Annotated in this window: 18 protein-coding genes and 1 tRNA gene; 7 read left to right on the top strand and 12 right to left on the bottom strand. The window is 59.0% G+C overall.

Annotated elements, in window-relative coordinates:
* Window positions 1-45: 45 nt before the first annotated feature.
* Window positions 46-122 (bottom strand) — tRNA-Arg (locus Q1K31_RS16010).
* A 131-nt stretch (window positions 123-253) separates the two neighbouring features.
* Between Q1K31_RS16010 and Q1K31_RS16005 the strand changes: the two genes are divergently transcribed.
* The gene (locus Q1K31_RS16005; protein WP_300381814.1) at window positions 254-1,300 is read left to right on the top strand and encodes a TraB/GumN family protein; all 1,047 of its coding nucleotides are present in this window, start codon (window positions 254-256) and stop codon (window positions 1,298-1,300) included.
* Between the two features lie 5 nt (window positions 1,301-1,305).
* On the opposite strand, the gene Q1K31_RS16000 is transcribed toward Q1K31_RS16005, so the two are convergent.
* The 4 genes from Q1K31_RS16000 to Q1K31_RS15985 all read right to left on the bottom strand — a co-directional run bounded on the left by Q1K31_RS16000 (window position 1,306) and on the right by Q1K31_RS15985 (window position 2,621).
* Complete coding sequence (locus Q1K31_RS16000) at window positions 1,306-1,758, bottom strand: YcgN family cysteine cluster protein (RefSeq protein ID WP_300381812.1); 453 nt, start codon at window positions 1,756-1,758, stop codon at window positions 1,306-1,308.
* Window positions 1,759-1,773: 15 nt separating this feature from the next.
* Window positions 1,774-2,049, bottom strand: a complete 276-nt coding sequence (locus Q1K31_RS15995) for a GNAT family N-acetyltransferase (protein WP_300381809.1) — start codon at window positions 2,047-2,049, stop codon at window positions 1,774-1,776.
* Complete coding sequence (locus tag Q1K31_RS15990; protein ID WP_300381806.1) at window positions 2,046-2,336, bottom strand: GNAT family N-acetyltransferase; 291 nt, start codon at window positions 2,334-2,336, stop codon at window positions 2,046-2,048. Before Q1K31_RS15990 ends, Q1K31_RS15995 begins: the two co-directional genes overlap by 4 nt.
* Window positions 2,337-2,417: 81 nt before the next feature.
* Window positions 2,418-2,621: a CsbD family protein gene (locus Q1K31_RS15985; protein ID WP_300381804.1), complete on the bottom strand. Its 204-nt coding sequence runs from the start codon at window positions 2,619-2,621 to the stop codon at window positions 2,418-2,420.
* Between the two features lie 107 nt (window positions 2,622-2,728).
* Here Q1K31_RS15985 and mnmD point away from each other — a divergent pair, with 107 nt between their 5' ends.
* Window positions 2,729-4,561, top strand: a complete 1,833-nt coding sequence (gene mnmD / locus Q1K31_RS15980; RefSeq protein WP_300381801.1) for a tRNA (5-methylaminomethyl-2-thiouridine)(34)-methyltransferase MnmD — start codon at window positions 2,729-2,731, stop codon at window positions 4,559-4,561.
* On the opposite strand, the gene Q1K31_RS15975 is transcribed toward mnmD, so the two are convergent.
* The 5 genes from Q1K31_RS15975 to Q1K31_RS15955 all read right to left on the bottom strand — a co-directional run bounded on the left by Q1K31_RS15975 (window position 4,558) and on the right by Q1K31_RS15955 (window position 6,563).
* Window positions 4,558-4,743 (bottom strand): hypothetical protein, encoded by a 186-nt coding sequence (locus tag Q1K31_RS15975; RefSeq protein WP_300381798.1) that lies wholly within the window; start codon window positions 4,741-4,743, stop codon window positions 4,558-4,560. The genes mnmD and Q1K31_RS15975 overlap by 4 nt on opposite strands.
* 89 nt (window positions 4,744-4,832) lie before the next feature.
* The gene (gene pspC / locus Q1K31_RS15970; protein ID WP_300381796.1) at window positions 4,833-5,282 is read right to left on the bottom strand and encodes an envelope stress response membrane protein PspC; all 450 of its coding nucleotides are present in this window, start codon (window positions 5,280-5,282) and stop codon (window positions 4,833-4,835) included.
* A 12-nt stretch (window positions 5,283-5,294) separates the two neighbouring features.
* A complete protein-coding gene (pspB, locus tag Q1K31_RS15965; protein WP_300381792.1) occupies window positions 5,295-5,552 on the bottom strand; it encodes an envelope stress response membrane protein PspB in 258 nt (85 codons plus the stop codon).
* A gap of 113 nt (window positions 5,553-5,665) precedes the next feature.
* Window positions 5,666-6,361, bottom strand: coding sequence for a phage shock protein PspA (gene pspA / locus Q1K31_RS15960; protein ID WP_300381789.1), 696 nt, complete (start codon window positions 6,359-6,361; stop codon window positions 5,666-5,668).
* 61 nt (window positions 6,362-6,422) lie between these two features.
* Window positions 6,423-6,563, bottom strand: a complete 141-nt coding sequence (locus Q1K31_RS15955; RefSeq protein ID WP_300381786.1) for a hypothetical protein — start codon at window positions 6,561-6,563, stop codon at window positions 6,423-6,425.
* Window positions 6,564-6,771: 208 nt separating this feature from the next.
* Here Q1K31_RS15955 and pspF point away from each other — a divergent pair, with 208 nt between their 5' ends.
* Window positions 6,772-7,827, top strand: a complete 1,056-nt coding sequence (gene pspF, locus Q1K31_RS15950) for a phage shock protein operon transcriptional activator (RefSeq protein WP_300381784.1) — start codon at window positions 6,772-6,774, stop codon at window positions 7,825-7,827.
* Window positions 7,828-7,864: 37 nt separating this feature from the next.
* Window positions 7,865-8,674 (top strand): WecB/TagA/CpsF family glycosyltransferase, encoded by an 810-nt coding sequence (locus Q1K31_RS15945; protein ID WP_300381780.1) that lies wholly within the window; start codon window positions 7,865-7,867, stop codon window positions 8,672-8,674.
* On the opposite strand, the gene Q1K31_RS15940 is transcribed toward Q1K31_RS15945, so the two are convergent.
* Window positions 8,671-8,874 (bottom strand): zinc-finger domain-containing protein, encoded by a 204-nt coding sequence (locus Q1K31_RS15940; RefSeq protein ID WP_300381777.1) that lies wholly within the window; start codon window positions 8,872-8,874, stop codon window positions 8,671-8,673. The genes Q1K31_RS15945 and Q1K31_RS15940 overlap by 4 nt on opposite strands.
* 124 nt (window positions 8,875-8,998) lie before the next feature.
* On the opposite strand from Q1K31_RS15940, the gene Q1K31_RS15935 reads away from it, so the two are divergent.
* Together Q1K31_RS15935 and Q1K31_RS15930 are read left to right on the top strand one after the other, a co-directional pair.
* Window positions 8,999-9,637 (top strand): glutathione S-transferase family protein, encoded by a 639-nt coding sequence (locus tag Q1K31_RS15935; RefSeq protein ID WP_300381774.1) that lies wholly within the window; start codon window positions 8,999-9,001, stop codon window positions 9,635-9,637.
* Between the two features lie 52 nt (window positions 9,638-9,689).
* Window positions 9,690-10,631 (top strand): ABC transporter ATP-binding protein, encoded by a 942-nt coding sequence (locus tag Q1K31_RS15930; RefSeq protein WP_300381771.1) that lies wholly within the window; start codon window positions 9,690-9,692, stop codon window positions 10,629-10,631.
* A gap of 4 nt (window positions 10,632-10,635) precedes the next feature.
* Here Q1K31_RS15930 and Q1K31_RS15925 read toward each other — a convergent pair whose 3' ends face one another.
* The gene (locus Q1K31_RS15925; protein ID WP_300381768.1) at window positions 10,636-11,586 is read right to left on the bottom strand and encodes a glutathione S-transferase; all 951 of its coding nucleotides are present in this window, start codon (window positions 11,584-11,586) and stop codon (window positions 10,636-10,638) included.
* Between the two features lie 119 nt (window positions 11,587-11,705).
* Here Q1K31_RS15925 and Q1K31_RS15920 point away from each other — a divergent pair, with 119 nt between their 5' ends.
* The gene (locus tag Q1K31_RS15920) at window positions 11,706-13,274 is read left to right on the top strand and encodes a fatty acid--CoA ligase (RefSeq protein ID WP_367187599.1); all 1,569 of its coding nucleotides are present in this window, start codon (window positions 11,706-11,708) and stop codon (window positions 13,272-13,274) included.
* Window positions 13,275-13,278: the final 4 nt, after the last annotated feature.

The raw sequence follows: 13,278 nt of genomic DNA, 5'->3' as shown, positions 1-13,278 counted from the left end.
GATATTGGCCTCGCTCGAGCTGACCGGGGCCAATTTTTTGGAAGATGGCGCACCTATTAGGATTCGAACCTAAGACCTCTGCCTTCGGAGGGCAGCGCTCTATCCAGCTGAGCTATAGGTGCGTCGACTTCCGTGTAAGCGAAGCAGCGCAACGGTGCAATCTCCCGGCCGCACGTTGTTACATCTTTCACCCTGCCCGCAGCTATGCCAGAACGCTTGTGAACCTTACCATCGGCACAGGAGCCTTTCCGACATGGTCTTGCATTCAATCCGCGTGGCAGGCTGGAGTGCCGCTCTCGTAACAATCTTCGCACTCAGCGCATGCGGCCCGGCTTCAGAAGATGCAAAGCAGGAAAAGGACAAGGCAAGCGCCTCCACGTCGGCCCCGTCCGAAGAGACCTCACCCACAGCGCCGGAAAGGCGTGAGCGGGCGGAAATGCTCGAAGAGTATGAAGCTGCGCTCGAAGAAGCCCGGAAAACCAGTGGCGATGGGGACCCGGCCCTCTGGACCCTCTCCGATGAGGACACCACGATTCATCTCTTCGGGACGGTTCACATCCTGCGTCCGGACCTGGAATGGCGCACCGAAGCCTTCAATGAGGCCTTCGAGGAAGCCGATACACTGGTCCTGGAAGTCGATATGGAGAGCGATGAAGGCCAGCGCGCCGTCATGCAGGACTTCATGCAACGCGGACTTTATGGCGATGGCCGCACGCTGAGCGGCCAGCTGAGCGAGAGCGACCTCAACGTACTGGAAAACGCTATCGAACCGCTTGGCATACCGATCGCGGCACTCGACCCCATGGAGCCATGGATGGTGGCCGTGAACCTCTCCGTCATGAAGCTCCAGCAGGAAGGTTTCGATCCAAATGCAGGCGTCGAACAGGTCCTGATTGGCGAAGCCCAGGCGGATGGCAAGGACTTCATGTTCCTCGAAACAGCCAGTGTTCAGGCCGACATTTTCGATACCCTGCCGGAAGACGAGCAAAAAACATTCCTGTACGAGACGGCGCTGACACTCGATGACTCGACAGTGATGCTGGATCAGGTTGTCGAGGAATGGGCCGACGGGGATGTCGAGGGGCTTGGCACGCTTGTTGCCAACCCGGACACAGGTGGCGGCGAAGGCATTTACGACGCACTTTTCATCGAGCGTAACGAGAACTGGGTCCCGCAGATCGAAGCCATGCTGGACGAGCCGGGCACATTCTTCGTCGCTGTGGGTGCCGGACATCTTGCAGGCCCTGACAGCGTCATCACCATGCTGAGGGACGAAGGCTACGAGGTCGAAGGACCGTAGAAATCCTAGTCCGGCGGGTTACCGTCCCAGTCGATGATCCAGTCGATCTGGTCTTCATCCAGCACTGTCTCTTCACTGACCGTCTTGCCGCGAATTGAGCGCCCCTCCTCATGGATGCGCTCACGATTGCCAGACACAAGGTGATGCCAGTCCGCCAGCCCCCGGCCCTCATGGACGCGCCGATAGGCGCAGCTTTTCGGCATCCACTTTAGTTCTGAAACCTTCTGAGGGGTCAGGATCACGCAGTCAGGCACTTTTTGTTTGCGGTTTTCATAGTCAGAGCACTGACAAAGCCCGGCATCCAGCAAACGACAATGAAGACGCGTGTAGGCCACGTCACCGGAATCCTCATCCTCCAGCTTGAGAAGGCAGCATTTGCCACAGCCATCGCAAAGGGACTCCCACTCGGTGGGGGTCATGTCCTCAAGATGTTTCGTTTCCCAGAAAGGCTTGTTCATGCCAGCCATTCTCGCTCAGGCGAGGACGTCATGCCACTCCGGATGACGTTGTAGCTGCGCACGGGCAAATCCACACACCGGCACTAGGGAAAATTCTTCCGCACGGGCCTTCTCCACCAGCCTGCCCACCAGCCGTGTGCCAAGACCGCGACCGCCGAGCTCGTCCGGCACACCTACGAAATCGACGCGCATAACACCGTCTTTCATCCAACCATACCGGATGACGAGCTCACGACCGTCCACCTCCGTGGTCAGTTCCTTGCCGTTGTCCTCCAATGTAAGATCAGTCATTTCAGAACATCCCGCCAGTCTTCATTCTTCTCGATCTGGGCTTTCGCATAAGGGCAATTGGCCACGATCTTCTTGTTTGCCTTGCGCGCATCATAGACAGCCCGCTTGACCAGCGTCTTGCCGATACCACGCCCGCCGAGCGCCTCAGGCACTTGCGTATGGTCAATGATCATCGTGCCGTCCTCTGAACGCTTATAGGTCATTTCAGCCTCATACCCATCAATGATGGATATGTAGCGTCCGCCATCAGAGGTGGCCTCATGCTGGACTTCGGTAGTTTCTGTCATGGCATGTCCCCATGTCCTTCAATCACCCCGCCGAAACAGGAGACGGGCAAGCTGGAACTCGCCCGCAGAGATTGGCGGCAGCTATTTCCGCTCGTCTTCGGCCCGGTCTTTGGTGGACTTGTCAATCTCGTCCTTGACGTCGCCAACCGTTTCCTGGCCCTTGCCTTCTGCCTGTTTCAGCTTGCCTTCAGCTTCGAGCTTGCGGTTGCCTGATACAACGCCGGCCACTTCCTTGGCCTTGCCTTCCGCCTGTTTTGCGAGGCCTTTTGCCTTGTCCTTACTCATCACAATTTCCTTTCAGGGTGCTTGCTTCACCCAGTATGATAAACACGCAGAGAGAGGCACACGTTCCGGGCTCTCGCATATTTCACAATGCATGCTAGGTCAGCGCCATGACCCGTTTGCCCCCAAAACCGGATCTTGCCTGGAAGGAAGATGGCACTCCTGTCGATGAACGGGTGGGCGATGTCTATTTCTCCCGCCATGACGGGCTGGAGGAAACACGTGCAGTCTTCCTTGCAGGCTGTGGCCTGCCACAACGCTGGGACGGGCACGACCAGTTCACGATCGGCGAGCTAGGCTTCGGCACGGGCCTAAATTTTCTCGCCACATGGCAAGCCTGGCAACAATCACAGCGCGGCAAACGGGCATGGCTGCATTTCGTCAGCTTTGAGGGCTATCCGCTGGACCGGGAAGAAGCCGCCCGGGCGCTGGCAAGCTGGCCAGAGCTTGAAGACCTGTCACAACGATTGCTTGCGAAATGGCCCGTGCGCGCCCATGGCGTCCAGCGGCTCGTCTGGCCCGGGGACCACCTTACCCTGACGCTTCATACCGGCGATATCGAAGAGATGCTGCCGGGCGCCGTTCTAAGGGCCAATGCCTGGTTTCTCGACGGCTTCTCGCCCGCAAGAAACGAGGACATGTGGGCCCCCACCCTGTGGCCAATGGTCCGCCAGCGGTGTGAGGAAGGTGCAATTGCGGCAACATTCACGGTTGCAGGTGCGGTCCGGCGCGGTCTTGCCGAGGCCGGGTTTGCCGTCGAGAAGAAGCCCGGTTTCGGACGCAAGCGGGAGAGGCTTGAAGTGCGCGCCGGGGAGCTGCCTTCCCGCAACCCGGATCCCTATGGCCTGCGACCGCTCGGCACACGCGCTGAACATGTGCGCGTTGTGGGGGCCGGCATTGCCGGGGCTTGTGCTGCACGTGTGCTGATGGATCGCGGCGTAAGCGTCGAGGTGGTCGATTCTGCAAAGAATGCCGCACATGCAGCAAGCGGCAATCCACTCGCCCTGGTCATGCCGCGTCTTGATGCTGGCGACACTGTGCAGGCGCGCCTGCTTCTGGATGCGTATATTGCTGCACGGCACTTCTATGCTGGCCTCGAAGGTGCCCATTTCTCCGATGTGACCCACAGGCCGAAGGATGAAAAGGAAGCCGAACGCATCGCCAAGGTTCTGGCCGAGCCGCCACTCGGTCTGGAAAACCTGGAAGCGCTTGCCGGTGGCGGCCAGTTGCACAAAGGCGCATTCATTCTGGAACCGCACAAGCTGATCCCGCTCCTTCTGGAAGGGGCCGAGCTTCATTTCGAGCAGACTCTCGAGCCGGAGGACCTGCAGGACGGCGTCCCGACCATCCTCGCGGCAGGTCATGAAATCCGCGAACTCCTGCCATGGCTTGAGATCGAGGGGCGGATGGGCCAGGTCGAGTTTTGCCGAAGCGATGTCGACACACCAGCTTCAGCGCTGGCGAGCGGCGATTATGCCCTGGCTAGCGGCAAACAACGCCTCTGGGGCGCTACATTTGAGAGATGGAATGGAGGTAGGATCGAGACGCACCCTGGAGCCCGCGACGCCAATATGGCCGCGCTTGAGCGGCTCAACCCATTCTGGCGCCAGGACGCCCGCAAGGCCCCCGCAGAAAACCGCGCCGGCGTAAGGGCAACAACGCCTGACAGGCTGCCGCTCATTGGCCGTGTACCGGATCATGAGCGCGCCATGACCGTGTTTGATGATGTCCGCCACGGGCGCCCGGCGAAGGCGAACGCGCCACTGTCTGACAATCTTCTTGTTTCGGGAGGGTTTGGATCCCGGGGCTTCACATGGGGGCCCTGGGCCGGGGAAGTTCTCGCGGCGCAGCTCCTGGGGGAGCCTGCGCCAGCAAGTGAGAAGTCATTGCAGGCTGTTTCGCCGATGCGGCAGATCCTGAGAAGCCTGAAGCGGGGCGGCTAGCTTTCTGCCGCCGCCGCGAAGATGAGCTGGATGCCGGATTCAAGATCGGCCTGCATCGTCATCTGGACACCGCCAGCTTCGACATGAAGCCCTCCGGTAAAGCTCGCCAGAGCTGTGACGGCGAGTGCGCCGAGCGCGATTGTGAAAGCGATCCATCCACCTGTCTGAAGTTTGGCTGGCATTGGTTCTGTCCCCTGAGTCTGGACGTTGAAGTTAAGCGGCTCTGACCTTTGATGCCGGTCGGGCAGGGCAAGGATGAGAGCCGACATGATCAGTTCTTTTCGAGGTTGCGGAATTCACGGCGAAGACGCCATTCATCCGAGGTGACACTGCGTTCAAGGTTCTGAAGACGGTCTTCCAGGTCCATGAATGTGTACTTGAGCCCGGAATAGGTAGTCTTCGGCCGATCCGACACGCCGCGCCAGAAGGCCTCTTCTTCCGGTGGCAGATGACGATAGCTCTTCGGAGCCTTGGGCACGACGAGCCACATCACGATATAGCCGATGAAGATCAGCGGGCCTGCCAGGAAGAAGAAGATTGCAAGCGCCAGGAGGCGAACGACAATCGGATCCCAGCCATAGCGCTCACCGATCCCGCCACAGACACCCGCGAGGAGGCGTTCATTGCGCGAGCGGTAGAGCCGCTTGGGGTTGGGGGAGGCAAACATGTCATCCCGGCTGCCAGCCCCATCTTCACGGTGACGATCATGTGGGTGGGTCATTTCAGTTCTATCCTATTGGTCAAATGCGGAGCGGGACGGGCGAGAGGCCGGCATCCCGTCTTCCGGGTGTGTATCGACGAGTTTCTCGAGGGTCTCGATGCGGCGCTCCATGGCTTTGGCGGAGCGCCACAGGTCTTCGAGCATCCGTTCGTCGTCGGGCTCCAGGGTCTTCTGCTTCCGCCACAGCGTGATGTAGTGAAACACCATGCCGGGGAAGACGATGAAGATCGAAACAATCGCAACGATCGGAATGATGAGTGCTATGTCCATGCCTAGCCCTTTTCAGCCTGTGCCCGGTCTTCCATGTTCTGGAGGATCAGCCCCGGCACGATGATAATTGACAGAATTGCCGCGAGTACAATCAGGGAGGAAATCATTGCGGTCTACTCCTCTTTATTCTGGGTGTCGGATGCCTGCGAAGCAGCACCGGCCCGCGACTTCTTGAGGGCTTCAAGCTCCTTCTCGACAGCCTCATCACGCTCGAGAGCGGCAAACTCGGCTTCCAGGGTCGGCTCGCGTCCCTTGATCGTGTCGGCATAGGCTTCCATTTCGTCGACCTTGCGCTCCACGCTGGCATAGCGGGCCAGTGCATCATCGACTTTGCCATCGTGGGTCTGCGAACGCATGCGGATACGCTGCTCAGCAGCTTCCCGGCGCATCATGAGGGCGCGGTGCTTGGCCTTGGCCTCATCGAGCTTCGCCTGAAGCTTGGACAGGTCGTCCTGGTGCTTCTCGAAAGCTTCTTCAGCAGCCTGCATGGCGTGCTGACGGCGTTCGATCTCGCCCTGAGCTTTCTGCTTGGCAACCAGTGCACCACGGGCAAGGTCCTCACGGCCCTTGTCGACAGCAACGCCGGCTTTTTTGTCCCAGTCATCGCGAACGCGGGTGTAATAGTCGATCTCGCGTTCCATTTCCTTTTTGTCGGCCATGGCGCGGGCAGCGGAGGTACGGACCTCGACCAGCGTATCTTCCATTTCCTGGATGATCAGGCGCGCGATCTTTTCGGGGTTTTCGGCATTGTCCAGCATCGCGTTGATGTTGGAGTTGATGATGTCGCCGAGGCGGGAAAACAGTCCCATTTTTATATCCTTTCAGTCTCGGTGAAATTGGGGAGGAAACACTTCAGGTCTCTTACGGGCCTTAGAAGAACAAGCCGCCGAGGAAGACACCGGCAGCAAAGAACATCCAGCATTCGGCCGGCCGCGTGGCGAGCCAGTGGCCAAAACGGCCTGAATCACTGCGGCCAGATGAGTAGCGTGTGTCATAAGAGCGGTCGGTCATTGTCTTTTCGGTCCTTCTTTCATTTTGGCGACGCCCATCGCCTGTATGGCCTTTCTATTTCAAGGACCGTGCCAGTTTTGCGTGAACCATATAATGCATTGTTATTATTGATATTATTTTCCAAATGGTATTCTTTGTGATTCAAGATTTAGCATTATTGACGATTATATTTAATTGATTTGCCTTATCTTTTCGTTATTTTGACTATATGTTAGGTGATGCTCCCCAGATAATCGGCGAAGCGCCAGAGTGGCTTTCAGCGCTGGAACATGTCTCCCGCCTGGCCCCGCTGGACCGGCCCGCCCTCGTGATCGGCGAGCGCGGCACCGGCAAGGAACTCATCGCCGAACGGCTTCACTTCCTGTCGCGGCGCTGGGACGGGCCATATGTGAAGGTCAATTGCGCCGCCCTTTCAGACGATCTTCTCGATTCAGAGCTCTTCGGCCATGAGCGCGGGGCATTTACCGGGGCGACCGAACGCCGCCAGGGCCGTTTTGAACTTGCTGATGGCGGCACGATTTTTCTCGACGAGATCGCCACGGCTTCACAGCGGGTCCAGGAAAAGCTGTTGCGCGTCATCGAGTATGGCGAGTTCCAGCGCCTGGGCGGGGAAAAAGTCCTCACCACCGATGTCCGCGTGGTTGCGGCGACGAATATCGACCTGCCTTCAGCCGTCAGGCGTGGCCGGTTCCGTGCCGACCTGCTCGACCGGCTGGCCTTTGAAGTGATCACATTGCCCCCGCTCAGATACCGGAAAGGCGATGCCAGCCTGCTGGCAGATTTTTTTGCCCGACGCATGGCCCGCGAAATGCTGGAAGACTTTCCCGGCTGGGCGCCATCGGCGGTTGCGGCAATTGATGCACATGACTGGCCGGGGAATGTTCGCGAGCTGCGCAACTTCGCCCAGCGCGTGACTGCCCGGGCGCTGAGCGTGCCGACAAGTGAGCCCGTGCGGTTCGAACCGGAAGCCCTTGATCCATTTGCATCTCCTTTCCGCCCGCCAGCGGACTTGAAAGATACCCCCGAGCCACCATCTGACGCGCTTGATCAGAAACTCCCAAAACCGAAACTCGGCATCCCGTTCGAGGAGCAGACTAAACTTTTTGAAACAGCCTTGATCGATGCCGCCCTCGCCGCACATGATGGCCATCAGGGAAAAGCTGCAGACCTGCTTGGCCTGAGCTATCATCAGCTACGCGGATTGCTACGCAAACACGATTACGGGAAAAAGCCGGGCAAACCGGACGACCAGAACAAGACATAGCAGCACTTACTAGGCATCACCTGCAAAGGAGCTCACCATGCAGGCTTCCCGGACAGCCCTCCAGAATGAACTTGCCGCCGCAACCCAGAGCGGCGAGTCCACGCGATTTCTCGGTCTGGACTTCCAGGCCATGGCGACCCGCAACGCTGCGCGCACAATCGCCGCGAACGCGCTTGACTCAGACGGTTTCTGGTACGTCGTTACCCCAAATGTCGACCACATGGTCCGGCTTTACCGCGATCCGGCCTTGCGCACACTATACGAGACCGCAGGGCTTATCCTGAACGATAGCCGTGTCCTGGAACTCCTCGCAAAGTGGGACGGGCTGCACCTGCCGGCCTCTCCCGGCGCAGACGTCGTGCAGACGCTCTTCGAGAAAGAGGTGAGCACGGATGAGCCCGTCGTCGTTATCGGTTGCACAGCCAGCGAGATTACGGCCCTGAAAGCCAAGTTCGGGCTTTCCGATGTCCGCTGGCATGACGCACCGATGGGTTTGCGCAAGAACCCCGAAGCGATCCGGCGTGCCTCAGAATTCATGGCGGACAATCCAGCACGCTTCCACTTTCTGTGTGTCGGCTCGCCACAGCAGGAAATGGTGGCCATGGCGGCACGCGAGCATGGTGGCGTTCAGGGGGTTGGCCTATGCTGCGGCGCGAGCCTGGACTTCCTGACAGGCAAAAGCCGGCGCGCACCGGAGTGGATGCGCAAGGCAAGGCTAGAATGGCTGCACAGGCTGACAAACGAGCCGCAGCGCATGGCAAAACGCTATCTTGTTGACGGACCGAAGATCTTCAGCCTCTGGCGGGCAGACCGCAAACAGAGAAAGACCGGAACTTCCGGCAACTAGATACCCGGCGAATTCGGGTCGTAGCGGCCGCCCTCAAGCACAAAGCGGCGGTCGCAATAGCCACACTCGACCATTTCATCGTCGCCCATCTCGTACCAGACGATCGGATGGCCAAGCGGGCCGTTGCCGCCATCACAGGCCACACGGTGCTCGTCTGTCACGATGGTTTCCGGCGCTTCCGGCAGTGATTTGGTCGACATGATCTTTCCTGCTTCCCCGATGTCAGCATTGCCCGCATTCATTGTGGCGCATAGGTAGAGCCTGTCCAGCCATCAGGTCAATCAGGCACGGCATGAGGCCAGCCAGACGCGGGAGGCCCCACCCATGAAACCGACACTCTATCATTGCCGCAATGCGCGCTCATTCCGCCCGCTCTGGGCGATGGAAGAACTGGGGCTCGACTATGAGCTCATCAATCTGCCCTTCCCACCCCGCGTTCACCACAAGCCCTATCTCGACATAAATCCGCTCGGCACCATCCCTTTCTTCACGGACGGGCAAACGAAGATGACGGAATCAACCGGCATCTGCGAATATCTTGGGCGCAAGCACGGACCGACCGAGCTTGTCGTCGGGCCGGACGAGCCTGATTTCGGCGCTTACCTCAACTGGATGTACTTCTCCGACGCGACGCTCACTTTTCCGCAGACACTGGTCTTGCGCTACGAGATGCTGGAACCGAAAAACCGCCGTCAGCCGCAGGTGTCGGACGATTACAGGATGTGGTTCGCCGGACGGCTGACGGCTGTGGAACGACGTCTTGAGCACGCGATGTGGCTTGTGGGCGACCGGTTCACCATGGCCGATATCGCCATCGGTTACGCGATCCTGCTTGCGAGCGTCCTGCCGCCACTGGAGCCGTGCATTACCCCGACCTGCAAATCCTATCTCGAGCGGCTCCGCGAGCGTCCCGCCTTCAAGCGCGCACAGCAAAAACAAAAAGACACACCGATAGCGGTTTAGCTATCGGCTTCGGCTTCCTATATAGCGCGCTCGACGTGATTACGGAGGCTCCATGTCCGCACCCGACTATGCCATTGAGGCCAAGGCGCTTGAAAAGGTCTATGCCGCATCCGGCAAGATGCCAGAGAAGCGCGCGCTTAACGGAATTGACCTGAAGATACCACGCGGAGAAATCTTCGGCATTCTGGGCCCCAATGGTGCGGGCAAGTCGACTTTCATCAATATCCTGGCCGGCATGGTCACCAAGACCAATGGCACGGCCAGCATATGGGGCATGGACATCGACGCGCATCCGCGTGCCAGCCGTGCCGCCATTGGCGTGGTGAACCAGGAAGTCACCATGGACCCGTTCTTCACACCCGAAGAAGCCCTGGAGCTTCAGGCAGGGTTTTATGGCGTACCGAAATCCGAGCGGCGCACGACAGAGATTCTTGAGGCTGTCGGGCTTGAGGACAAACGTGACGCCTATGTCCGCCAGCTCTCAGGAGGCATGAAACGCCGGCTGATGATCGCCAAGGCACTGGTCCACAACCCGCCCGTCCTAATCCTTGATGAACCCACAGCAGGCGTCGATGTCGAGCTGCGCCGCTCGCTCTGGAGTTATGTACGCCGCCTGCACGAATCCGGCACGACGATCATTCTTACAACGCACTATCTCGAAGAAGCTGAAGAGCTCTGTGACCAGATCGCCATCGTAAATCATGGCGACATCATCGCTTCCGAACCCACCGCCCAGCTGCTTAAACGCCTCGACCAGCGCATCCTGCGGGTCACGCCGCGCGAAGAGCTGACGAGTGTGCCGGAGAACCTGAAGACTCTCGACATCAAGCTGCTTAGTTCGGGTGATCTCGAAATCGCCTACCGCAACAGCGAGACCGGCATCGGCCGCCTGCTCGAACAGGTACGTGAGGCTGGCATCGGAGTGGCCGACCTGGCGACATCGCAGCCAAACCTCGAAGATGTCTTCGTGGCAATGACGACTGAGACCGCCTGAACCGCTATTCCACCCGCCGGACCATGAAGCCCGTCCGCGGAAAGTGGATGTTTATGGTCTCGGCCTTGTCATCATGGCGATGCAGGATAATGCGCTCCGCGGTGGCAATGACGATCTCGCCCTCGACCCAGTCTCGGCCATAATCGTCCGGCGCAACCGCGACGTGCTCACCAGGCTGAAATTCCTGGCATTCGCCGTCTGTCTGGGCCGCTTTCAGACGGGGGGCAGCGTTGAGAGCGATATCGAGGGCGGCTTCACCTGAAATCTCTTCAGGGGTCTGCCCCTTGATTTCCTTCATGCGCTCGTACCAGTCCTTCGTGCGCGGCGCAGACCTGAAGCATGTTTCGAGGAAATCGGGCACATTCTGCTCCATGAACCACGGATTCATGTGCGCGTGGACATCAACAAGCCCCGGCTTCATGCCGACTATCCATTGCCCGCCACCGGCCCCCTGGCCGCCTTCAAGGCGCTCCTCGATCCACATGAGCTGTGCGCGCCACTGGTCGCGCAGCATTGGCGCTACAGCTGCCATTGCCTTTGTGTCGAAGGGGCGTCCTGACAGCGCCTCGCGGTCTTTCTTGAAAGCTTCGGGCACATGGTCGCCAATGGCACCAAAAATCACGCCGACACTTGTCTGGAACCATTTTCCATCTGTCCATGCCCCGATCATGCTGGACAGCCCTTCATGCCCGGGCAGCTCCAGCGCAGGCATGGGAAACCGCTCCTCCAGGACGCGCAGGATCATGGCCGTGTCACAGAAAACATCCGCACCAATCTGCATAACCGGCGTTTTCCGGTAGCCGCCCGTCAGCGGCATAAGCAGGGGCTTGGGCATGATGTTCGGGATCTCGACAGAAGACCAGCCAAGGTTTTTCATACGCAGGGCAAGCCTGATCTTCTCCGAATAGGGAGATCGCTCATAGTGGTGAAGGATAATGGATTGCGGACCAGCCATGATCGTGTTCAGCCCCTTTTCTGTTACCGCCCTATCAGCTTCGAGGGCTTGCTTCGCGCGTTGAAAACGCCTTCATGCGGTACAGCATATACACAGAAGCACAAGAGGAAGCCCAGATCATGCTCGATCCCGTCGCCATGCCGCACCTCGCCGACATTCCGCGCGTCCAGGCGCAAAAAATTCCTGAACAGGATGCGTTCTGGTTTGAAGGCGAGACCACGACATTCGCCCAGCTGGACACCCGCGCCAACCAGATTGCCAACGGCCTTGTTGCTCTCGGCGTGAAGCCCGGCGACAGAGTCGCCTATCTCGGCAAGAACATGGCCGTCTATTACGAGATGCTGTTCGGATGCGCGAAATCCCGCTCGGCCATGACAGGCATCAACAACCGCCTCGCACCACCGGAAATGCAGTTCATCCTGTCCGACAGCGGCGCAAAGGTCCTCTTTGTTTCGGCGGATTTCTACGAGGCCGCTCAGGAGATTGCCGGGGAATGCCCTGAACTGAAAAAGATCATCGCGATAGATGGCGGCCATGCCGAATGGCCGGATTTCCGCGAATGGCGTGACTCGCAGAATGCGGATGCACCCGGCATTGTCCCGCAAGGCAATGATGATGTCATCCAGCTCTATACGTCCGGCACGACCGGCCTGCCCAAGGGCGTGATGCTAACCAACGCAAACTATAACGCCGTGTTCGAAGAAGCCTCGAAGCTCGACTGGGCCGCCTATGATGAAGGCGACGCAGTGATGAATGCCATGCCGCTTTTCCACGTGGCCGGGTGCAATATCGGTGTGCTTGCCACAGCCCAGGGCGCCAAGACCGTTGTCCTGCGCGAAATCGATCCGAAGGTAATTCTGGATCTGGTTGAGGAGCACAATATCAATCACGCCTTCTGGGTTCCGGCTGTGATCCTGATGCTGAGCCAGTATCCGGGCGTCGATGACCGGGATTTCTCCTCCCTGAAGACAATCTCCTATGGCGCCTCGCCGATCGCCGAAGATCTTCTGAAGCGCGCGGTCGATCTCTTCGGAGCCAAGTTCACCCAGCTCTACGGGCTGACAGAAACAGTCGGGCTCGGCACTTACCTGCCACCTGAAGCCCACGATCCTTCCTGGGACAAACTGCGTTCCTGCGGCGTGCCCTATCCGGGGTCGGTCGTGCGTGTAGTCGACCCGCAAGACAATCCGGTGCCGCAAGGCGAAGTCGGCGAGATCGTCATCAGGGGCGACTATGTCATGAAAGGCTACTGGAACCGGGAAGAGGCCACAGAGGAAGCGCTACGTGGCGGTTTCTTCCATACGGGTGATGCTGGGTATTTCGACGAGGACGGCTTTCTCTTCATTCATGACCGGATCAAGGACATGATCGTCTCGGGCGGTGAAAACGTCTATCCGGCGGAGGTCGAGAACGCCCTGTTCAGCCATCCGGATGTTGCCGATGTCGCCGTGATCGGTATTCCGGACGAAAAATGGGGTGAAGCCGTCAAGGCGATCATCGTCCTGAAAGAAGGCGCTGAAGCAGATGCAGAGGCCATCATCTCCTGGACGAAGAAGAAGATCGCCGGCTACAAGTGCCCGAAGTCCGTCGACTTCATTGAGGGACTGCCCCGCAATCCGTCTGGCAAGATCCTGCGCAAGGACCTGCGCGAACCCTACTGGGACGGCGTCGAGCGCCGGGTGGGTTGATCCA

Origin of the sequence: Henriciella sp., assembly GCF_029936995.1 — a bacterium.
GTDB lineage: Bacteria > Pseudomonadota > Alphaproteobacteria > Caulobacterales > Hyphomonadaceae > Henriciella.
Note: the sequence above shows the minus strand (reverse complement) of the source record. Positions and strands in the feature narration are given on the sequence as shown.